This window comes from Streptomyces parvus (assembly GCF_032121415.1).
Classification (GTDB): domain Bacteria; phylum Actinomycetota; class Actinomycetes; order Streptomycetales; family Streptomycetaceae; genus Streptomyces; species Streptomyces globisporus_A.
Map to the genome: position 1 here is coordinate 6804454 of NZ_CP135079.1, position 19810 is coordinate 6824263.

The 19810-nt window shown below is 72.2% G+C and carries 22 protein-coding genes; 10 read left to right on the forward strand and 12 right to left on the reverse strand.

The genetic code is table 11. The features are described 5' to 3' along the window. Positions 1 to 73: 73 nt before the first annotated feature. Complete coding sequence (locus RNL97_RS31545; protein WP_003964321.1) at positions 74 to 202, forward strand: LPFR motif small protein; 129 nt, start codon at positions 74 to 76, stop codon at positions 200 to 202. 73 nt (positions 203 to 275) lie between these two features. Here the strand turns inward: RNL97_RS31545 and RNL97_RS31550 are convergent, their stop codons facing one another. Beyond that, positions 276 to 524 (reverse strand): hypothetical protein, encoded by a 249-nt coding sequence (locus RNL97_RS31550; protein ID WP_243316077.1) that lies wholly within the window; start codon positions 522 to 524, stop codon positions 276 to 278. 361 nt (positions 525 to 885) lie between these two features. On the opposite strand from RNL97_RS31550, the gene RNL97_RS31555 reads away from it, so the two are divergent. The 3 genes from RNL97_RS31555 (at position 886) to RNL97_RS31565 (ending at position 2866) form a co-directional block, all read left to right on the forward strand. Beyond that, on the forward strand, positions 886 to 1113 hold the full coding sequence (locus RNL97_RS31555) for a DUF5133 domain-containing protein (protein WP_313751503.1): 228 nt from the start codon (positions 886 to 888) through the stop codon (positions 1111 to 1113). A gap of 30 nt (positions 1114 to 1143) precedes the next feature. Continuing rightward, positions 1144 to 2235: a glutamate--cysteine ligase 2 gene (locus RNL97_RS31560; RefSeq protein WP_030586152.1), complete on the forward strand. Its 1092-nt coding sequence runs from the start codon at positions 1144 to 1146 to the stop codon at positions 2233 to 2235. 67 nt (positions 2236 to 2302) lie between these two features. Next, on the forward strand, positions 2303 to 2866 hold the full coding sequence (locus RNL97_RS31565; RefSeq protein WP_030586151.1) for a type 1 glutamine amidotransferase domain-containing protein: 564 nt from the start codon (positions 2303 to 2305) through the stop codon (positions 2864 to 2866). 62 nt (positions 2867 to 2928) lie between these two features. Here RNL97_RS31565 and RNL97_RS31570 read toward each other — a convergent pair whose 3' ends face one another. Then, entirely contained in the window at positions 2929 to 3957 is a 1029-nt protein-coding gene (locus RNL97_RS31570; RefSeq protein ID WP_243316078.1) for a S66 family peptidase, read from the reverse strand. Positions 3958 to 4127: 170 nt separating this feature from the next. On the opposite strand from RNL97_RS31570, the gene RNL97_RS31575 reads away from it, so the two are divergent. The 5 genes from RNL97_RS31575 (at position 4128) to RNL97_RS31595 (ending at position 7049) form a co-directional block, all read left to right on the forward strand. After that, positions 4128 to 5021 carry a siderophore-interacting protein gene (locus RNL97_RS31575; protein ID WP_243316079.1) on the forward strand — a complete coding sequence of 298 codons (894 nt, stop codon included), beginning with the start codon at positions 4128 to 4130 and terminating at the stop codon, positions 5019 to 5021. Between the two features lie 138 nt (positions 5022 to 5159). Next, positions 5160 to 5378 carry an MbtH family protein gene (locus RNL97_RS31580; protein WP_030586148.1) on the forward strand — a complete coding sequence of 73 codons (219 nt, stop codon included), beginning with the start codon at positions 5160 to 5162 and terminating at the stop codon, positions 5376 to 5378. A 150-nt stretch (positions 5379 to 5528) separates the two neighbouring features. Beyond that, positions 5529 to 6086, forward strand: a complete 558-nt coding sequence (locus RNL97_RS31585; RefSeq protein ID WP_243316080.1) for a heme-binding beta-barrel domain-containing protein — start codon at positions 5529 to 5531, stop codon at positions 6084 to 6086. An 87-nt stretch (positions 6087 to 6173) separates the two neighbouring features. Next, complete coding sequence (locus tag RNL97_RS31590) at positions 6174 to 6602, forward strand: DUF4190 domain-containing protein (RefSeq protein WP_030586146.1); 429 nt, start codon at positions 6174 to 6176, stop codon at positions 6600 to 6602. Between the two features lie 60 nt (positions 6603 to 6662). Next, a complete protein-coding gene (locus RNL97_RS31595; protein ID WP_030586145.1) occupies positions 6663 to 7049 on the forward strand; it encodes a VOC family protein in 387 nt (128 codons plus the stop codon). 363 nt (positions 7050 to 7412) lie between these two features. Here RNL97_RS31595 and RNL97_RS31600 read toward each other — a convergent pair whose 3' ends face one another. The 9 genes from RNL97_RS31600 to RNL97_RS31640 all read right to left on the reverse strand — a co-directional run bounded on the left by RNL97_RS31600 (position 7413) and on the right by RNL97_RS31640 (position 17257). Continuing rightward, positions 7413 to 8348, reverse strand: a complete 936-nt coding sequence (locus RNL97_RS31600) for a carbohydrate kinase family protein (protein ID WP_030586144.1) — start codon at positions 8346 to 8348, stop codon at positions 7413 to 7415. Further along, positions 8345 to 9334, reverse strand: a complete 990-nt coding sequence (locus RNL97_RS31605) for a zinc-dependent alcohol dehydrogenase family protein (protein ID WP_030586143.1) — start codon at positions 9332 to 9334, stop codon at positions 8345 to 8347. The genes RNL97_RS31600 and RNL97_RS31605 overlap by 4 nt, the downstream gene beginning before the upstream one ends. After that, entirely contained in the window at positions 9331 to 10215 is an 885-nt protein-coding gene (locus RNL97_RS31610) for a carbohydrate ABC transporter permease (protein WP_030586140.1), read from the reverse strand. Before RNL97_RS31610 ends, RNL97_RS31605 begins: the two co-directional genes overlap by 4 nt. Further along, positions 10212 to 11177 (reverse strand): carbohydrate ABC transporter permease, encoded by a 966-nt coding sequence (locus RNL97_RS31615; protein WP_030586138.1) that lies wholly within the window; start codon positions 11175 to 11177, stop codon positions 10212 to 10214. The genes RNL97_RS31610 and RNL97_RS31615 overlap by 4 nt, the downstream gene beginning before the upstream one ends. Continuing rightward, on the reverse strand, positions 11174 to 12541 hold the full coding sequence (locus RNL97_RS31620; RefSeq protein ID WP_243316081.1) for an ABC transporter substrate-binding protein: 1368 nt from the start codon (positions 12539 to 12541) through the stop codon (positions 11174 to 11176). Before RNL97_RS31620 ends, RNL97_RS31615 begins: the two co-directional genes overlap by 4 nt. 123 nt (positions 12542 to 12664) lie before the next feature. Continuing rightward, a complete protein-coding gene (locus RNL97_RS31625) occupies positions 12665 to 13426 on the reverse strand; it encodes a DeoR/GlpR family DNA-binding transcription regulator (protein ID WP_030586134.1) in 762 nt (253 codons plus the stop codon). 353 nt (positions 13427 to 13779) lie between these two features. Continuing rightward, positions 13780 to 14874 (reverse strand): Rieske 2Fe-2S domain-containing protein, encoded by a 1095-nt coding sequence (locus RNL97_RS31630; protein WP_243316082.1) that lies wholly within the window; start codon positions 14872 to 14874, stop codon positions 13780 to 13782. A gap of 184 nt (positions 14875 to 15058) precedes the next feature. Then, complete coding sequence (locus RNL97_RS31635) at positions 15059 to 15958, reverse strand: LLM class F420-dependent oxidoreductase (RefSeq protein WP_030586129.1); 900 nt, start codon at positions 15956 to 15958, stop codon at positions 15059 to 15061. A gap of 99 nt (positions 15959 to 16057) precedes the next feature. Beyond that, positions 16058 to 17257, reverse strand: coding sequence for an erythromycin esterase family protein (locus RNL97_RS31640; RefSeq protein ID WP_030586127.1), 1200 nt, complete (start codon positions 17255 to 17257; stop codon positions 16058 to 16060). Between the two features lie 58 nt (positions 17258 to 17315). On the opposite strand from RNL97_RS31640, the gene RNL97_RS31645 reads away from it, so the two are divergent. Beyond that, on the forward strand, positions 17316 to 18089 hold the full coding sequence (locus tag RNL97_RS31645; RefSeq protein WP_030586125.1) for a TioE family transcriptional regulator: 774 nt from the start codon (positions 17316 to 17318) through the stop codon (positions 18087 to 18089). Between the two features lie 9 nt (positions 18090 to 18098). Here RNL97_RS31645 and RNL97_RS31650 read toward each other — a convergent pair whose 3' ends face one another. Continuing rightward, the gene (locus tag RNL97_RS31650) at positions 18099 to 19757 is read right to left on the reverse strand and encodes an acyl-CoA dehydrogenase family protein (RefSeq protein WP_313751506.1); all 1659 of its coding nucleotides are present in this window, start codon (positions 19755 to 19757) and stop codon (positions 18099 to 18101) included. Positions 19758 to 19810: the final 53 nt, after the last annotated feature.

Here is a 19810-nt window from a genome sequence, read left to right on the forward strand (position 1 = left end):
CGCTGCGGGTACGCGGTGGCTCGCGAACCCAACGCCCCTGGAACTCCTGGGAGCGAGAACGGAGGGCAGATTCATGCTGAAGGCCATCGCGGACGTGCTCCGCTCCATCGGTGGAGCCATCGCCACCGTGGTCACGTTGCCCTTCCGGGCACTGGCCCGGCTGTTCGGGGGCGCGTCGAGCAGCGCGCGTGGACACCACTGAACCACCACATGGCGGTGCCCCGGCCCTTCGAAGGGCCGGGGCACCGCCATGTGGTGGGGGCGGAGGCGGCGGATCAGCCCGTCGCCTCGTCCGGGGCAGGGTGCTCCTCGGGGTGCGCGCCCGCGTTGCGCGGCTTCTTCCGGCCGGCGCCCGCCTCGTCCAGCTCGGGCCCGTCGGTCTGGCGGGCCACCCGGTCCGGCACCGGTATGTCGAGAGCGTCCTCGCCCTCCTGGTTCTGCTGGTCCGGCATGTCCGCCGGTACGGGGGGCGGGCTGCCGGAAGCCCCGGTGTAGGCGGTGCCTTCCGGCCTGCGGTCGGTCATGAGAGCTTCCTTCCGTACGGCCCCGGTGCGCCCGGGGAGGAGTGATGCGCCCAGGTGGGTACCCGCTGCCGGGCGAAGCAGTCACCCGCTCCGATGAGGCGGGGGACACAGGGACCGGGCCGCCCGCACCCCGGCCGGCCCGGGGGAGGCCGGGAGAAGATGCGGGGCCCGTCGCGTCCGGCCATATTGGGAGCCCCGGGCCACCACCCCGGAGCGTCTCGGGCGGCAGGAGGCGGCGGAAGCGTCGCCGGGGAGTGTGGCTCGCCCCAGCGCGGGTACCCGGGGCGATGCCCCACCAGGGCACGCGGTGCCCCACTCGGGCGCGAGACCACCTGATGAACCCGGCGGAAGGATCCCCCGCATGCTGATGGCCCACCCCACGGTGCTGCGCAATCTGATCGAGCAGTACGAGGTGCTGCGTGTGATGCACGCGGAGAACGGCGGCCAGGAGGCCCGGCAGCGCATGGACGACGTGGCGTACACGCTGTGCGTGTCGACCGGCACGAGTGACGTGGACAGCGCGCTCGTGGCCGCCCGCCACCAACTGCCCGGCGCCCGCCCCGAGGACGACTCCGTCCTCTCCGTCTGACCGGCCGTCAAGCATCGAAGGGGAGGCCCCGTGGTCCGCACGGTGGGAGTCGAAGAAGAACTGCTGCTGGTCGACGAGGACAGCGGCGAAGCCCGCGCTCTGTCATCTGCGGTGCTGGCGATCGCCGAGAAGGACGCGCCTGGGGAGTCGCCTTTCGAGTCGGAGCTGCACCGCCAGCAGCTGGAGTTCTCCACGCACCCCTGCGCGGACATGGGCGAGCTCGCCGACTCGGTCCGCCGGTGGCGTGCCGAGGCGGTCCGGCACGCCGCCGACGCGGGGGCCTCGGTCGCGGCCCTGGCGACCTCTCCGCTCCCGGTCAGCCCGAAGATCGGCACGGGGGAGCGGTACCGGTGGATGGCGGAGCGCTTCGGGCTGACCGCCCAGGAGCAGCTGACCTGCGGCTGCCACGTCCATGTCTCGGTGGCCTCGGACGAGGAGGGCGTCGCCGTGCTCGACCGGGTGCGCTGCTGGCTGCCCGTCCTGCTCGCCCTGAGCGCCAATTCGCCGTTCTGGCAGGGGCAGGACAGCCAGTACAGCAGCTATCGCAGCCAGGTGTGGGGGCGGTGGCCCTCGGCCGGCCCGGTGGACGTCCACGGCTCCGCCGAGGCGTACCACGCCGACGTGCGGTCCCTGGTCGCCACCGGAGTGCTCCGGGACGAGGGGATGGTCTACTTCGACGCGCGCCTCTCGCACCGCTACCCCACGGTGGAGGTCAGGATCGCGGACGTCTGTCTGGACCCGGCCGACACCGTGCTGCTGGCCACCCTGGTGCGGGGACTGGTGGAGACGGCCGCCCGGGAGTGGCGGGCCGGTGAGCCGCCCTCGGGGGCCGGTACGTCCCTGCTGCGCGCGGCCTCCTGGCAGGCGGGCCGCTCGGGCCTGCAGGGCCATCTGGTCCACCCCCGGACCTGGCAACCGGAGCCGGCGCCCGATGTCCTCGCGGCCCTGCTGGACCATGTGCGGGACGCCCTGGAGGACAGCGGCGACCTGGAAGCCGCGGAGAAGGCCGTGGCCACCGTGGTCCGGCGCGGGAACGGGGCGCGGATCCAGCGCGAGACCCTGGCGCGGACCGGCAGCCTGCGCGACACCGTGGCCGAATGCGTCCGCATCACGGCCGGATGAGCCCCCGCCGCGGCGGGACGACCGCATGAACAGCCGAACACCCGACATCGCAGGAACGGAGCAGCCCATGTCCACCACCGCTCTCGACGACCGCCGGATCCTGGCCGTCGTCACCAACTACGGCGTCGAGCAGGACGAACTCGTCGTCCCCGTGAAGCACCTGCGCGGACACGGAGCGCAGGTCACCGTGGCGGCGGTCTCCACCGACGAGATCCGCACCCTCGTCGGCGACCGCGATCCGGGCGAGACCGTGCGGCCCGACCTCACACTCGACGACGTCGACCCCGCCTCGTACGACCTCCTCCTGGTCCCGGGCGGCACGCTCAACGCCGACTCGCTGCGCCTGGAGGACGCCACCACCCGGATCGTCAGCTCGTTCGCCGCCTCCGGCCGGCCGGTCGCCGCCATCTGCCACGGGCCGTGGGCCCTGATCGAGGGCGGCTACGTCCGGGGCAAGACGCTGACCTCGTACGCCTCGCTGCGGACCGACATCACCAACGCGGGCGGCACCTGGGTCGACAAGCCGGTGGTCCGCGACGACGCCGAGGGCTGGCCGCTGATCACCTCCCGGAACCCCGGAGACCTGGACGACTTCCTGGGCGAGATCGACGCCGTGCTGGCCGAGGACTGAGCCGGCCACGCCACTCGGTGCGGGGCGGCTCCGGGCCGCCCCGCGCTCTTCTCCGTCGGCCGTCAGTCCAGCGTCTGGTTCACCTCGCTGTGCGTGGGGGTGTGCACGACCCTGCACCGTGCCCCGTTGACGAGCGGCAGGTACGGCGGCACATGGCCGCACTCGACGTCGGCGATGACCGGCACGTTCAGCGGTCCCAGCGCCTCCAGCACCGCCTGGTGCTGGGTGAGCGAGGCGGTGTCCGGGGCCGACGTGCGGCCCACGAGTACGGCTTCGGCCGCGTCGAAGAAGCCGGCCAGCCGCATGCCGTGCAGATAGCGGCAGGTGGCGAACGCGTCGTCGCCGGCGGCCTCCACGTACACGAGAAGCCCCTCCGGGGCGTGGGCCCGGGCGAACGCCGAGGTGTCGAGGTACGGCGATCCGGTGAGGTTGCACAGCATCTCGATGCAGCCTCCGATCAGCCGTCCCTCGACCTCCACGTCGCCGCTGCCGTCCAGTCGGCTCCAGCGGCCGGGGATGTCGAGCGTGAACGTCCGGGCGTCGGGATGCTCCGCCCAGTCGTCCCAGCCCGAAGCCCGGTGACGCTCCGGCGGGATCTGGGTGAAACGGCGGCCCGGTGGGGCGGCGACGATGTCGAACCAGGACAGCAGCCCGTCCGGCACCCGGTACGGGGTGTCCATGAGGTTGTTCCCGTGCACGGTCGCCACCCCGGTGAGCAGGGTGAGCGGTGTCATCACGGTCGACATGTCCGAGTAGCCCACCACCCAGGTCGGCTCAGCCGCCCGCACCGCCTCCCAGCCGATCAGCGGCAGCAGGTCGATGGCGGTCTCCCCGCCCCACGGCGGCACCACGGCCCGGATGTCGGGATCCATCAGCATCGCCGTCAACTCGGCCGCCCGCTCGGCCGCGGGCGCGCTGACGTGCCCGGAGCCGTCCATGCACCGGCCGGTCACGACCTCGTACCCCCGCGCCTCCACATCGCGCACCGCCACGGCGAGCCGCTCACTCAGCTCCTCGGGCACTCCGCTCGAAGGAGAGGTGACGCCGACGCGGTCACCGGGACGCAGGGGGCGCGGGTATCGAACTGGCATGCGTGAGATCTTGGCACAGCACGCCCGTGCCGGGGCAGCGCATTTCGAGTGCGGTGCTGGCCGTCTCGAACCGCTGCGCGTGGAAGGTTAGGCTGGCCTAAGTCAATTCGGTTCTCTCGTCCCTGCGGCGAGGCGCTCAGGCCGACCACGCGTACGAAGGGGCAGTGTCCATGACGATCCATCGAGCCGTCGTCGCCCGAGTGCAGCCGCTCACCCCGAGCATGACCCGCATCACCCTCCACGGAGAGGGCCTTGCCGGCTTCCGGACCACCGGGGTCGGCGACGAGTACGTGCGGATCTTCCTCCCGCACGGCCCGGACCGCACCGACGTCTCCCTGCCCCGGACCACCGAGCGGGGCGGTTGGGAGACCCCCGAGGGCCACCCCGTCGCGCCGATGCGCACGTACACGATCCGCGCCGTGCGCCCGGAGGCGGGCGAGGTCGACATCGACTTCGTACTGCACGAGGGCGGTGTGGCATCCGGCTGGGCCGCCGGGGCGCGCCCCGGCGACGTGGTGGGTGTCAACGACCCCACCGGGCTCTACAGCCCTCCGGACGATCTCTCCTGGCAGGTGCTGGTCGCCGACCAGACCGGTCTGCCCGCCGCCGCCCGGCTGCTGGAGAACACCCCGGAGCATGTCCGGACCCGGGTGGTCCTGGAGGCGCCCGCCCCTTCGGCCGTGCTGCCGCTGCGCGAGCCGGCCGACTCCAAGGTGACCTGGACCTACGGTGGAAACGGCCACGGCCCGAGCCGTCTGGCCGACCTGGTCGCCGCCGCCGTGCCGCCCGGCGCGGACCTCGCGGGCGGGTACGTCTGGGTGGCCGGGGAGACCAACGCCCTGCGCGCCGTGCGCCGCTACCTCCGGCGCGAACTGGGGCTCCCGGCCGAGCGCTTCAAGGTCGTCGGCTACTGGATCCCGAACTCCGACACCTGGTCCGAGCGGTACGAAGCGCTGCCCGACACCGTGCGCTCCGAGCTGGAGGCCCTCTGGGACAACCCGGTCGGCGATTCCGAGGACCGGACCATCCGCTACGAGGCCCGCCTCAGCGACCTCGGCCTCTGACCTCCCCCCCTCGATACGGTCGGCATATCCCCAGGGAAGCGCGTGAGTTGGGGAATCCGGTGAGTCGACCGCGAGTGGGTGGGTAAGGTCGTTACCGATCAAGTAAAGGTAGCCTTGCCTAAAACTGTGGAGGATGCGGTGAGCAATCCGTTCGAGGACGAGGACGGCGTCTACCTGGTGCTCGTCAACGACGAGGGGCAGCATTCGTTGTGGCCGGCGTTCGCCGACGTGCCCTCCGGATGGACCGTGGCGCACCCGGAGGACACCCGTCAGGCCTGCCTGGACTATGTCGAGCAGAACTGGACCGACCTGCGGCCCAAGAGCCTGATCGAGAGCATGGCGGCCGACCCCGCCTGAGACCCGACACAGGACTGGCCCCGCCTGCCCGATGATCCCGCACCCCGTGTGCGGGATCACCGGCGTGCTCGCGTCACCGGTACGGGACAGGCCCTAGGCTGCGACCCGGCACCGGCACCGGCCCCGACGGATTCAGGAGCACACCCCCGCATGAACCACCCCGTCCGCGCTTTCCCCTTCCCCGACGCGCTGAGCGCCGACGCTTCCCCCGCGCCGCACCCCCTGCTGGCCCCGGTGACCGGATTCCTCGGCACCTGGCGGGGCACGGGGAGCGGCGGGTATCCGACGCTGGAGGCGGACTTCACGTACGCGCAGGAAGTCACGTTCAGCCACGACGGGCGGCCCTTCCTCGCGTACGAGGCCCGGGCCTGGCTGCTCGACGCGGACGGGAAGCCGCTGCGTCCGTCCGCCCGGGAGACCGGCTGGTGGCGGCTGCAACCGGACGGCCGCGTGGAAGCCCTGATCACCCAGCCCACCGGCATCGCGGAGATCCTGTCCGGCCACGCCCGCGACGGCGCCGTCGACCTCGCCACCGAACAGGTCTCCCTCGCCCCCACCGCCAAGGAGGTCGACGCCACCCGCCGCCGCTACGCCCTGGCGGATCCGGACACGCTCGCCTTCGTCCACGACCTCGCCGCCGTCGGCCGCCCGCTCCAGCACCACCTGTCGGCCGACCTCCGCCGAACAGCGCCCGGACAGGGCGGGTAGTTGCCGGAGCGTGACCGAAACGGCGGCATGGCGGAGGGGCCACGGGGCAGGTGGACGGGAAGCCAGGAGAACAGGAGCACCTTCCCGATGTCCCTTCCCTCGTACCCGGATTCCCCGTACTCGGCACCGCCCGCGGCCGGTCACGACTCCTACGGCGGTCAGCCGCCCGCCCGGACGAACGGCTTCGCCGTCGCCGCCCTGGTGCTCGGTCTCCTCGCCTGCCTGTTCTTCTGGACCGTCGTCGGTGGACTGCTCCTCGGCCTGCTCGCCGTCGTCTTCGGCATCATCGCCGCCCTCCGCACCCGCCAGGGCCGCGCACCACGCCGCGTGATGGCCATCGTCGGCGCGGCCTTCGGCGCTCTGGGGCTCATCGGCTCGGCGATCGTCCTCGTGGTGGCCGTCTCCGTGTTCGACTCCCAGGAGTTCAAGGACTTCGAGACCTGTATGGACCGGGCCAACGGGCAGGCCGCCGAGGACCGGTGCACGGAGGACTTCATCGACGAACTGAGCAACTGACCGGTCCCGAAGGAGCCGTACGCCGCCGCCCCCGCGAGGGCGGCGGCGTACGCTCGGCCCATGGTGCATGTACTGGGCAGCAGGATCCTCCTCCACCCCACCGACCCCGACCGTTCCCGCGCCTTCTACGGCGACGCCCTGGGCCTCGCCGTCTACCGGGAGTTCGGTACAGGCCCCGAGCGCGGCACGGTCTACTTCCTCGGCGGCGGATTCCTGGAGGTCTCCGGCCGGGGTGAGGAGCCGCCCTCGTCGGCCGTACAATTCTGGCTCCAGGTCGACGACGCCGAGGCCGCCCACGAGGAACTGCGGGGGAGGGGCGTCACCGTCCTGCGACCCCCGAAACGCGAGCCCTGGGGACTGGTCGAGATGTGGATCGAGGACCCCGACGGCGTGCGGATCGCCGTCGTCGAGGTGCCCGACGACCACCCCCTGCGCCACCGGCCCTGACCGGCGATCTCCGCACATCAGTCCACTCCCGCCCGGCACCGCACCGCCGGTTGCACGCGCACCGGGTGTTTGCCACGGTGTGGGTGGGTAGGCGGCCCGGTAATCACCGGGTGGCCTCGCCCGTTGGACCGTCCGCAATGGAGCACCGAGCAGATAGGGAGGGTTCGATGTCCTCGAAGCGACGTCGTAAGAAGAAGGCCCGCCGCAAGAACGCCGCGAACCACGGCAGGCGGCCGCAGAGCTGAGACGACGCCGCGGCCCCGCCGGACTTCTGAGTCCGGCGGGGCCGCGGCGGTTTCCGTGGGCCGGGGGAGGGCCGTGCGGAACTCGGGTCCACCTCCTGATGCCCGGTGGGCGCCCGGTTCACACCCCAAGCGGGGCCGTGGGTTCCGTTCCCGCCCTGGCGCAGACCGAGGCGGCCGTCGCGGCCGCGTATTCCAGCATCGCACGCGCCTCCGTGCGGGACAGCTCGGTCCGCCACCCGGTCTCCGACCCGAGCCAGGCCAGCATCCCCGCCATGAACGCGTCACCCGCGCCGATGGTGTTCACCACCCGTACCGCAAGGGCGGGGACGGAGACGGCCGGGGCGTCCTGGACGTACGCGGTGGCGCCCCGCGCACCCCGGGTCAGCACCACCAGCCGCCCCTGCCCGGCGAGCCTCCGGCAGCTCGCCTCAGGCTCCGCGTCCGGCCACAACCGCACCAGATCCTCGTCGCTCGCCTTCACGACCCGCGCGAGCGCGCACAGCTCGCGCAGCCGCTCCAGGCTCCGTACGGGGTCCAGGGTGCGGTCCTCGCGCACGTTGGGGTCCACAGCGAGCACACCGCCGTGCGCCGCCCGCGCGGTGGCGGCCACGACCTCCGCCGCCGGCTCGACGACCGCGGCGAGCCCGCCCACGTACACCGCGCCGAAACGCGTCGCCTCCGCCGTGCGGTCGGGCAGCGCGAAGGTCGCCGTGTCCCCGAGATGAAAGCGGTACGTGTTCCCGTGGTCACCCGGGTCGGCCACCGCGAGCGCGGTGGGCAGCGGCGGGCGGGCGCTCAGCGAGAGATCGACGCCCGCCCCGGTCAGCCACGCCTCGATGCGGCTCCCGAAGGCGTCGTCGCCGAGCCCGCCCACGAAGGACGGCCGCCCGCCGAGACGGGCCAGACCCACCGCGACGTTCGCCGGAGCACCGCCCGGCTGGGCCACCCGGACCGCGATGTCCTCGTCGGCCGGCACCAGATCCACCAGCGCCTCGCCGAGCACGAGGACCGAGCCCGGGTCCCGGCCGGGACCCGGGGGCGAGGTGTCCGTCACGGCTCCACCACGATCTTGCGGCCGATCCCCGCCTGGAAGCGCTCGATCGCCTGCGGGTACTGCTCCAGCGGCAGCCGGTCGCTGATGAACACCGACGCGTCCAGCACCCCGCTCGCGAAGAGCGCCGCGGCCCGCTCGTAACTGTGCAGGACCGCCATCGACCCGGTGATGGTGATCTCCTGGTTGTAGATCCTGTACGGCTCGATCACCGCGGTCGTCGCATAGTCCGAGACGCCGAACTGGAGGAACGTCCCGCCCTTGGCGACCCTTCCCAGCCCGTCCTGGATCGCGGCGGCGTTGCCGGTGGCGTCGATGACGACGTCCCAGCCGCCCGGGCGGTCCAGCTCCTCGGCGCGGGCCGCCGAGCCGGTGCAGCCGAGCGTCGTCGCGGTGGCCAGGCGCTGGGGATTGACGTCCAGCATGTCCACCGACGCCGCGCCGGTGCGCTTGGCCAGCTCCAGCATCATCAGCCCCATGGTCCCGGACCCGTAGATCAGCACCTGGGCCCCGAGGTTGCCGTTCAGGACGTCGTAGCCGCGCACCGCGCAGGACAGCGGCTCGATCAGGGCCGCGTCCCGGACGTCGATGTGCTCCGGCAGGCGTACGCAGTTGGCGACGGGCGCCACCGCGTACTCGGCCGCGCCCCCGGGCACGGTGACGCCGATCGCCGCCCAGTTGTCGCAGAGGTTGCCCCGGCCGGAGCGGCAGTAGCGGCACTCGTGACAGTGCAGCGAGGGGTCCACGGCCACCTTGTCGCCGACGGACAGCTCGGTGACGTCCGCACCCAGGCCCACGACCTCCCCGGCGAACTCATGACCCGGCACGATCGGCAGCGTCGGCGCGAACTCGCCCTGGAGGATGTGGAGATCGGTCCCGCACAGCCCGCACGACGCCACCTTGACGACCACGTCACGCGGGCCGGGCGTGGGGTCCGGGACGGTGGTCACGGAGACCTTGCCGACGGCTTCGACGATGGCTGCCCTCATTTGACTGCTCCCAGCGAGAGGCCCTGGACGAGTTTGTCCTGGGCGGCGTAGCCGGCGACGAGCACCGGCAGGGACACGACCACGGACGCCGCGCACAGCTGGGCGAGGAAGAGACCCTGGCTGGTGACGAAGGTGGTCAGATGGACGGGGGCGGTCCCGGCGACCACGCCGGTCAGCACCCGTGCGAACAACAGCTCGTTCCAGCTGAAGATGAAGCAGATCAGGGCGGTCGCGGCGATCCCGGGACCGGCGACCGGGGCGACGACCCGGCGCAGCACCGTCGGCAGCCGGGCCCCGTCGACCTGCGCAGCCTCGATGATGGAGACGGGCACGTCCGCGAGGAAGGACTGCATCATCCACACCGCGATCGGCAGGTTCATCGAGGTGTAGAGCAGGACCAGCAGCCAGATGTTGTCCAGCAGCCCCGTGTTCTTCGCGAACAGGTACACCGGCAGCAGCCCGGCGACCACCGGGAGCATCTTGGTGGACAGGAAGAAGAACATCACGTCCGTCCACTTGCGCACCCGCCGGATGGACAGCGCGTACGCGGCGGGCAGCGCGAGCAGCAGCACCAGCACGGTCGAGAAGAACGAGGCCGCCAGCGAGTTGACCAGCGGGGGCCACGGGGTCGGGCCGCCCCCGCCGCCGAAGAACGTGCGGTAGCCGTCCAGGGTCAGGGCGGCGGCGAGCGACGGCGGGTTGGTCGCCGCGTCGGCCTCCGCGTGGAAGGACGTCAGTACCATCCACAGGGCCGGCAGGCAGAAGCCGATGCCCACGACCCAGGCGACCACGCCCAGGGCCGCGGAACGCCGACGGGCTTTGCGCTCGGGCCCGTTGGCGGACGACATGGCGGACGGGGAAGTCGCGGTCGAGGCGCTCATGCGCGGCTCGCCTCCTCACGGAAGAGGGAGGAGACCACCCGGAGCGCGAAGGTGGCGATGATGATCGTGCCGATCACCACGACCACGCCCGCCGCCGACGCCAGCCCGTACTCATGGGCCCGGTAGAAGGTCTCGTAGACGGTGTACGGGAGGTTGGCGGTGCCCAGACCGCCGGAGGTGATCGTGAACACCGCGTCGAAGTTCTGCACGATGTACACCGACCCGAGCAGGATGCCGAGTTCGAGGTAGCGGCGCAGATGCGGCAGGGTCAGATGGCGGAATATCTGCCAGGGGCCGGCCCCGTCGAGCCGCGCGGCCTCGATGATCTCGGCGGGCCGGCTCTGCAGCCCGGCCAGCAGGATCAGCATCATGAACGGCGTCCACTGCCACACGAGCGACGCTTCGATGGCGATCAGCGGCATCTCGGACGTCCACTCCGGCTGCGCGATCGACTCGATGCCGAACAGCTCGCCGAACCAGGTGAGTACGCCGTTGAACAGCCCGTACTCGGGGTTGTAGAGCGCGTGCTTCCACAGCAGCGCGGCGGAGACCGGCACCAGCAGGAACGGGGTGATCAGCAGGGTGCGCACGAACCCCCGGCCGAAGAAGGTGCGGTCCAGGAGCAGCGCGAAGACGAGCCCCAGCACGACGCTGACGATCACGACCGTCGCGGTCAGGACGACGGTCGTCACGACCGATTCGCGCAACGCCTCGTCGGTGAAGACGGACGCGTAGTTGGACAGGCCGGTGAAGTGGCGCTTCTCCGGCTTGAGGGAGTTCCAGTCGAAGAGCGAGATCACCAGGGTTGCCACGAAAGGCAGTTGGGTGACGGCGATCAGGAAGATCAGCGCGGGCAGCAGGGGCGCGCGGGTCGCCCACGCGCGCCGTCGGTCACCGCCGCCCGGCTTCTTCACCGGAGCCTGCGGGGAGGCCGTGGTCTCTCTCGTTGCGGTGACGGTCATCGGTACTCCTCCGCGACCTTCTCGGCCAGCTTCTGGGAGGCCGCGAGCGCGGCGTCCACCGACTGGCGGCCGGCGATGGCGGCGCTGATCTCCTGTGCCACCCGGGTGCCCAGATCGGTGAATTCCGGTACGCCGACGAACTGGATGCCCGCCGTCGGGCGGGGCTGGGTGCCCGGGTTCTTCGGGTCGGCCTCGGAGATCGCCCGCTCGGTGACATCGGCGAACGCCCCCGCCTCCGCCCGGTAGTCGGGGTTGGCATAGGTGGAAGCCCGTTTGCCCGCGGGGACGTTGGACCAGCCGCTGGTGGCGCCGACGAGCTCCTCGTACTCCTTGCTGGAGGCCCAGGAGACGAACTTCCAGGCGTCGTCGGACTTCTTGGACGCCTTCTGCAGGCCCCAGGCCCAGGTGTAGAGCCAGCCGGAGCTCTTGGTCCGCTCCACCGGGGCGGGGACGTACCCGATCTTCCCCTTCACCGGGGAGTCCTTCGCCTCCAGGGACCCGGCGCCCGCCGTGGCGTCGTACCACATGGCGGTCTTTCCCTGCGTCATGTTGTTCAGGCACTCCGCGTACCCGGACTGCGGGGCGCCCAGCTCTCCGTGCTCACGCACGAGATCGACGTAGAACTTCGTCGCCTTCTTGAACTCCGGTGCGGTCAGCTGCGGTTCCCAGTCCTCGGTGAACCAGGTCCCGCCCATCGTGTTGACGACGGTGGTCAGCGGGGCGATGACCTCGCCCCAGCCCGGCAGGCCGCGCAGACAGATGCCCTTCATCCCGCGCTCCGCGCCGTCCGTCCGCTCCGCGAGCTTCGCCACCTCCTCCCAGGTCGGCTTCTCGGGCATGGTCAGGCCCTGTTTCTCGAAGACGTCCTTGCGGTACATCAGGAAGGACGACTCGCCGTAGAAGGGCTGGGCGTAGAGCTTGCCGTCCTCGGCGGTCAACGAGTCCCGCAGCGGCCCCAGGATGTCCTCCTGGTCGAACGCGGTGTCGGCCTTCGCATAGTCGTCGAGCGGGTGCAGCCACCCGTTCTTCGCGAAGAACGGCAGCTCGAAGTTGCTGATGGTGGCGACGTCGTACTGACCGGCCTGGTTGGAGAAGTCCTGGCTGATCTTGTCCCGTACGTCGTTCTCGGGCAGCACCGTGAAGTGGACCTTGATGCCGGTCTCCTCCGTGAAGTGCTTCGCGGTGAGTTTCTGCAGCTCGACCATCTGCGGGTTGTTCACCATCAGTACGTTCAGCGCGTCACCGCCCCCGAAGGAGGTCCCGCCCGCTCCGGCGCAGCCGGTGGCTAGGAGGGCCAGTGCGGCGGTCACGGCACACGTCCGTCCCCGCATACGTGGTCGGCGGCGGCGTCCTGGGTGAGGCATAGGGGCTCCTGATCAGTCGTAGCGGCTCGGTGATCGGGTGGGGGCGGGCATGGCGGACCACGCCCCGGCGGGTGGGGGAGTGGAGGGGGGTACGGGCGCCCTGCGGGCGGAGAGCGGGGGCGGTCAGACGCGGATGACCTGAGGGCCGAGCAGGGAGTAGCGCTGGGCCTCGGCCGAGGGGAGCCCGGCGTCGGTGACGATCGCCTCGAAGTCGCCGACCCCGGCGAACCGGCAGAAGCTCACCGCACCGAACTTGCTGTGGATCCCGGCGAAGACCCTCCGCCGCGAGCTGCGCAGCGCCTGTGCCTTGACCTCGGCGACGGCGGGGTCCGGGGTGGTGAGACCGTACTCGCGGGAGATGCCGTTGGCCCCGACGTACGCCAGGTCGATCACGAATTCCGAGAGCATCCGGGAGGCCCAGTGGTCGACCGTCGCCATCGTCGAACCGCGGACCCGGCCGCCCAGCAGCAGCACCGAGGTCTTCTCGACCGCGGCGAGGGAGGTGGCGACGGCCAGGGACGCGGTGACCACGGTCAGCGGCCGGTCCTGGGGAAGCGCCTCGGCGACGAGCTGGGGGGTGAAGCCCTCGTCGACGAAGACGGTCTCGGCGTCACCGAGGAGATCGGCCGCGGCGGCCGCGATACGCGACTTCTGCGGAACGTTACGGGTGGTGCGGACGGCGAGCGTCGTCTCGAACCCGGCCGACTCCACCGGGTAGGCGCCACCGTGGGTCCGGCGGACGAGCCCGTGCTCCTCCAGCACGTGCAGGTCGCGGCGGACGGTCTCCTTGGCCACCTTGAACAGGTCCGCGAGGGCGTTCACCCCGACCGACCCCTCCCGCCGGGCCGTGTCCAGAATTCCCCGACGGCGTTCCTCGGTGTCCACGGCGCACTTCCCTGGTCGCTGCTGCGCCCGTTTCGGGCGGAGCCCGCATGTCCGTTCGGGCTCATGTGTCGTTTGTACAAGCAGTCCAGGGGCCACGACCAGCTGCTTCACCGAATCCCCTCGGCCCGTTCGTGCCCGCTTTCCGAGGGTGACTGTGCTGGTCAGGCCCGGACCGCCGCCGTGGCGGCCGTCCAGGGTGCCCGCTTTCCCGGGTTGGCTGCCCGAATGGTGCCCGAAGTGCGGAGCCCCGGCGTCCGCAGTGCCCAAGAACGAGGGCACGCGACGACCGGGGCGGCGCGGCCCGGAGCCGGACCGCTCGGGTCACCCGGGCGGCTCGGCTCCCTCGGGCCGTGTCAGGAGAGAACGGGCCTGCCCTCGCCCTCGCCGCGGTGGGGGCGGGCCACCGCGCCCCTCCCGGGCGACTCCGGATAGAACCGCCCGGCCCAGCGCCGGAACGGGCCGATCGGTCCGTCACCGGAAGCCAGCCGGGGCGGCTGCTGATACTGCTTGTGGTGCCAGATCGGGAAGTCCGCGGCGGTGAACTCGCAACTGGACCGGAAGATGGGGCGGTCCAGGAGCCGGGCCGCGGTTCGGCTGACGATCCGGGCGACCCCGGGCGGCAGCCGCCCCGGCTCGTCGAACGCGATGCGGTTGAGCTGCCGGAACTGCATCCGGTTGGGCCCGATGGCCGTCGGCATCACCAACGTGCACCTCCGCAGCCCGAAGCGGGGCGTGCGGACGTCGGCGTGCAGGCAGCCGAGTCCATAGCCGTCCACCGTCACCTCGACGGTGAAGTCGCCCACGAGCGGCGCCGACTCGCGGGCCCGCACGGCGACATGGAACGTCGCGTCGTCGTACGCCACAGGACCGTCGATCTCGGCCTTCGCCCAGCCGTGCAGGGTGGCGAAGTGCCCGAGGTCGGCCGCATTCTCGATGACTTCCTGGACGTTGCCGGCCAGCTCCCAGGCGGCCGTGCGCGCGGGCCTGTACCCGATCCGGTGCCACTGCGGCACGGACCAGTCCGGATCCCGTCCGTCGTGGTGCCGCCAGACGAAGACGCCTCCGTTCACCTCCTGGACGGGCAACTGCGCCAGCGGGGACCGCGGGGGAGGAGTGCCGTACCCCGTGCGGACACAGGTGCCGTCGGGGGCGAACGCGAAGAAGTGGAAGGGGCACGTGAGATCCTCCCCCTCCACCTTGGCCAGGCCGAGATGGGCCCCCAGGTGCGGGCAGTACGGCCGGACGGCGCGGAGCACTCCCGTGCCGGTGCGGTACAGGACGACGTCGCGCCCCGCGAGCGGTCGCGTCAGCACGGTGCCCGGCCGCAGCTCGTGCGAGAAGGCCAGGGCGGACCAGCCGCTCGGACAGGGCAGTGCGGGCGCTCCTGCCGCGTCGGCCGGCGTCGGACCCTCGCTGATGGTGTGCACGTACTCACGTGCCACTCCCACGACTCCTCCTCCGCGGTCGGTCGCACGGAGGCTGCGCAGAACCGCCCCGGGGGCCTCCTGGCACGCCGCACACCACCCGAACGGGACGGCGCCTGCGACGTGTTGACGGGAGGGGCGCGGCGGGAGAGGGAAGAAGAGAGGGGCGACGGGGCGCGGGCGCCGTCCGGAGCGCGCCCGCCTCCCGTCAGAGGTCGGAGCCGAACGCCTCGGCCAGCCGGCGCCATTCGGCGCGCGGCAGGCCGGCGCCGCCCTCGTCGGCGGTGAGGACCTGCAACGCGACATGGTCCGCGCCCGCGTCGAGGTACTCGCGCGTCCGGCGCACCACCTGCTCCGCGTCGCCCAGCGCGAAGAGGGCATCGAGGAGGCGGACGCTGCCGCCGCCCTCGAAGTCGCCTTCCGTGAACCCGAGGCGCAGCAGATTGGACGTGTAGTTGGGCAGTTGGAGATACATCCCCAGCATGGTCCGCGCGGTGGTGCGGGCCCGGTCGAGGTCGGTGTCCAGCACCGCGGTCAGCTCAGGGGCGAGCAGCGCGTCGGGCCCGAGCGCCGCACGGGCCTCCGCGGTGTGCTCGGTGGTGACGAGATAGGGGTGTGCGCCCAGCGACCGGTCCGCCGCGAGCTTCAGCATCTTCGGCCCGAGAGCCGCCAGCACCCGATGACCGGAGCCCACGGACGGTTCGGCGCCGTCGAGCGCGTCGAGATAGGCCACCATCGCGCTGTACGGCTTCGCGTACTGGGGCGCCATCGGGCCGTGGCTGACACCCAGCCCGAGGACGAAGCGGCGGCGCGCGTCCGGATCGATCGCCGAGACCGCGGCCGCCACCTCCTCCGCCGTGTGGTTCCAGATGCTCAGGATGCCGGTGGCCACGGTGATCGAGCGGGTGGCGGCCACGACGGCGGCGGCGTCCCCGGGCGTCGGACTGCCCCCGATCCAGACGGTGCCGTACCCCAGTTCCTCCAGTTCTGCGAGCGCGTCGGCGATCGCCTCCCCGCCCGCTTCGTCCACGCGCGACGCGTGCAGGGCGCCGCTCCAGATCCCCACGCGTCCGAAGGCGCTGCCTGTTCCGGTCGTCTCAGAAGTCATGGTGTGATCAACAATGATCCGGCCCGGCTATTCCTGGCCGGAGGGCCATTCACCCGTCCGGATGTGCACGCCCCATGCCGTCGGCCACGACGAGCGGTCTCACTCCTCGGGGACGTCCTTCATGAACACGATCCCGTCGATGCGGTCCAGGTGCGCCGGGTCGAGCGGGGCATAGCCGAAGTACGGGGACGTGCGCCGAACGGGGTCGGTGGCGGCGAGGGCGGCGGCCGACTCGGAGGCGACGAGACAGGTCCCGGCCGGGATCGCGTACAGGGCTCCTTCAAGGGTCTCCGGCGGCGGGGTACCGACCCCCTGGTGCCGCAGCGTGCCGAACGCGGTGGCCAGGAAGCCGTACTCCTCGCCCAGGCGGGTGTGCACGATGGCGCCCGCGCTCCACCACTCCAGCCGCTGCCCGCCCATCCGCATCGAGCTGATGTCGCGCTGGAGATGGCTGTTGTGCGCGTGGACCAGAACCGGCCCCCGCTCCGCGAGCGCGAGGAGATTGTCGGCCATCATCTGGTCCCGCAGCCCCGTCAGCCGCGCCAGCCGGCTCGGCGAGGCGTCCGCCATCCAGTGGTGGTAGCGCAGCAGCCCCGAGGCGGCCCGCGCCCGGAGCCGCGCCCGGTAGAACGCGTCCCGTGAGGTCGCCGCGATCAGGTGCGGTGCCCAGGCGTGGAGCAGCGCCCCCAGATCGTCGGCGAGCAGCCGCAGTTCCCCGGCCTCGGCCGACCGCCCGAAGGAGGCGGACGGATCCAGCATCGCCGCGGGGTCGGTCCACCGTTCGTCGGGGCCGAGCAGGTGGTCGAGCGTCTCGGCCGTGCACGGAATCAGCCCCGGGTCCACGTGGTCGGTGAGGGTGCGGTGGAGCGCGGTGAGGGTCTCCCGGGGGCTCGCGGCCCCGGCCATCTCCAGCGGACCGTCGAAGCCGGCGAAGCGGACCCGGTCGGACGCGGGCCGGCCGTCGTTGAACGCGCGCATCCAGCACACCAGTTCACGACTGGCGGCGGACGCCCCGAGACCGTGGCTGAAGCCCTGCTCCAGTACGTCGTCCAGCGCGCCCGCACCCGACGTCACGTGGTCGTCCACCAGAAGCCCTGCCACGCAGTCGCTCTCGACGGCGATGGTCCGGTACCCCTCCTGCTCGACCAGCTGCCGGAAGAGGGCGTTGCGCAGGCGGAGCGGGGCGTCCACCCCGTGGGTGGGCTCGCCCAGGGCCAGTATCCGGGGCGGGGAGGCGAACAGCCCCATGACGGAGGCCGCCTCGACGGCGTGGGCGATGTCCTTGATGTCGTCTGCCATGGCTTCAACAGTATCGTTGAACCTTCGGTGGAGACTTCTGAGCGATATCCTCGGGAACATGGCGAAGAACCCTCAAACAGCAGATCGCCTGCGCCCCGTCGACCTGGCCCGTCGGCACGGTCTGTCGACCCAGGCGGTGAGGAACTACGAAGCGGCGGGCATCCTCCCGGCCGCCGGGCGCACCGCCCACGGCTACCGCGCCTACACACCGCTGCACGCGGCCGCCCTCGGGGCATTTCTCGCCCTGATCCCCGGCCATGGGCACGCGGCCGCGACGGAGATCATGCGGGCGGTGAACCGCGACGAGCCGGCGGAGGCGTTCCGCCTTGTCGACGGTGGCCACGCCCAGCTCCTGGAGGACCGCAGGACGCTGGACGCCGTCGAAAGGGCCCTTCGCGACCTGGGGCCCGGGCCCGTGCCCGCGCCGGACGGCGGGGCGGGCCCCGGCGCGATGTTCGTCGGGCCGCTGGCGGGAAAGCTCGGCATCAGGCCCGCCACGCTGCGCAAGTGGGAGCGGGCCGGGCTCGTGACCCCGCGCCGCGACCCGCGGACCGGATACCGGGTGTACGACGCGGCCGATGTACGGGACGCCGCCCTGGCCCACCAGCTCCGGCGGGGCGGCTACCGCCTGGAGCAGATCGCACCGCTCATCGCCCAGGTGCGGGCGGCCGGCGGTCCGGAGCCGCTCGCCGCCGCCCTGGACGACTGGCACGCCCGGCTGACCGCCCGTGGGCGCGCGATGCTGGCCGGGGCCGCCGAGCTGGACGCCTACCTCCGTGAACGTGAGAGGCCGGCGCGGGCGCCGGGCCCGCACGGGGCGCACGGCACGTGAGCGGTTCGGTCAGGCGGGCAGCCGCTCCAGCAGGGCCGCGAAGTCCGTGCCCGCCGGAAGGGTGCCGAACGCCAGTCCCTGGTCCCCGGCGAGGCGGGACGCGCAGAACGCGTCGGCCACCGCCGCCGGAGCATGGCGTACCAGTAGCGAGCCCTGCAGGACGAGAGCGGCCCGTTCGACGACCCGGCGGGCCCGGAGCTGCGCGTCCTCCGGGCGGGCCAGCTCGGCCCGCAGCTCCCGCCAGGCCGCGTCGAGGCGCGTGTCCGCCCCGGCGGCCGCTCCGATCTCCGCGCTCAGGGCCTCCAGGGACTCGGGCTCCCGCGTCAACGCCCGCAGCATGTCGAGGGCGTTGACATTGCCGGAACCCTCCCAGATGCCGTTGAGCGGGGCCTCGCGGTACAGCCGGGGCATCCCCGACGCCTCGTCGTAGCCGTTGCCGCCGAGGCACTCCAACGCCTCGGCGACCGCGACGGGCTGCCGCTTGCACACCCAGTACTTGCCGATGGCGGTGGTCAGCCGGAGGAAGGCGCGTTCCCCTGCGTCGCCCCGGTGGGCGCGGTCGGCGGCCCCCGCCAGGCGCAGGGCCAGGGTCGTGGCGGCCTCGGACTCCAGGGACAGATCCGCCAGAACGTTGCGCATCAGGGGCTGGCCGATCAGCTCGACGCCGAACACCGCGCGGTGGCGCGCGTGATGGGCCGCCTGCGCGAGCGCCGCACGGGTGCCGGCGGCGGACCCGAGCACGCAGTCGAGCCGGGTCATCGTCACCATGTCGATGATCGTGCGCACGCCCTTGCCCTCGTCACCGACGAGCCAGGCCACGGTGTCGTCGAACTCCGGCTCGCTGGACGCGTTGGACCGGTTGCCGAGCTTGTCCTTGAGCCGCTGGATGCGGAAGGTGTTCCGGCTCCCGTCCGGCAGCACGCGCGGAACCAGGAAGCACGACAGACCGCCGGGCGACTGGGCGAGCACCAGGAAGAGGTCGTTCATCGGCGCACTGGTGAACCACTTGTGCCCGCGCAGCCGCCAGGTGCCGTCGGCCTGCTCGACGGCCACCGTGGTGTTGGCACGGACGTCGGTGCCGCCCTGCTTCTCCGTCATCCCCATACCGGCGAGCAGACCGCGCTTGGCCGTGGGGGTGTTCAGCCCGGGCTCGTACACCCGGCTGGTCAGCAGCGGCTCGTACGTCTTCGCGAGAGCGGGGGAGCGGCGCAGTGCCGGTACGACCGCGTACGTCATCGAGATGGGGCACAGATGCCCCTGCTCCAGCATCGTGGCCAGCATGAAGCCGCCGGCCCGGGCGACATGGGCCCCGGGGCGCTCGTCGGCCCAGGCGGCACCCGCCAGCCCAGCCCGTACCGAGGCGTCCATCAACGCGTGATACGCCGGGTGGAACTCGACCTCGTCGATCCGGTGGCCGAAACGGTCGTGGGTGCGCAGCTCCGGCTCGTGCCGGTTGGCCTGGTCGGCCCAGTGCTGAGCCTCCTCGCCGCCGACGTACCGCCCGAAGCGGTGCAGCTCCTCCAGATGCCAGGCGGCGCCCTCGCGGCGCACCCCTTCGAGCAGCACCGCGTCGTCGGCGGGGTCATGACCGGTGAGCGGCGGCGCCTGATTGGTCACCTCGTGCGTCACGGCGGTCGGGTTGCTGCGTGGTGCGGTGGGCGTGGACATCGGATCTCCTCCGGGCGGCGGGGCGGCGGGTCGGGCACCCCGGGGGCGGGGAC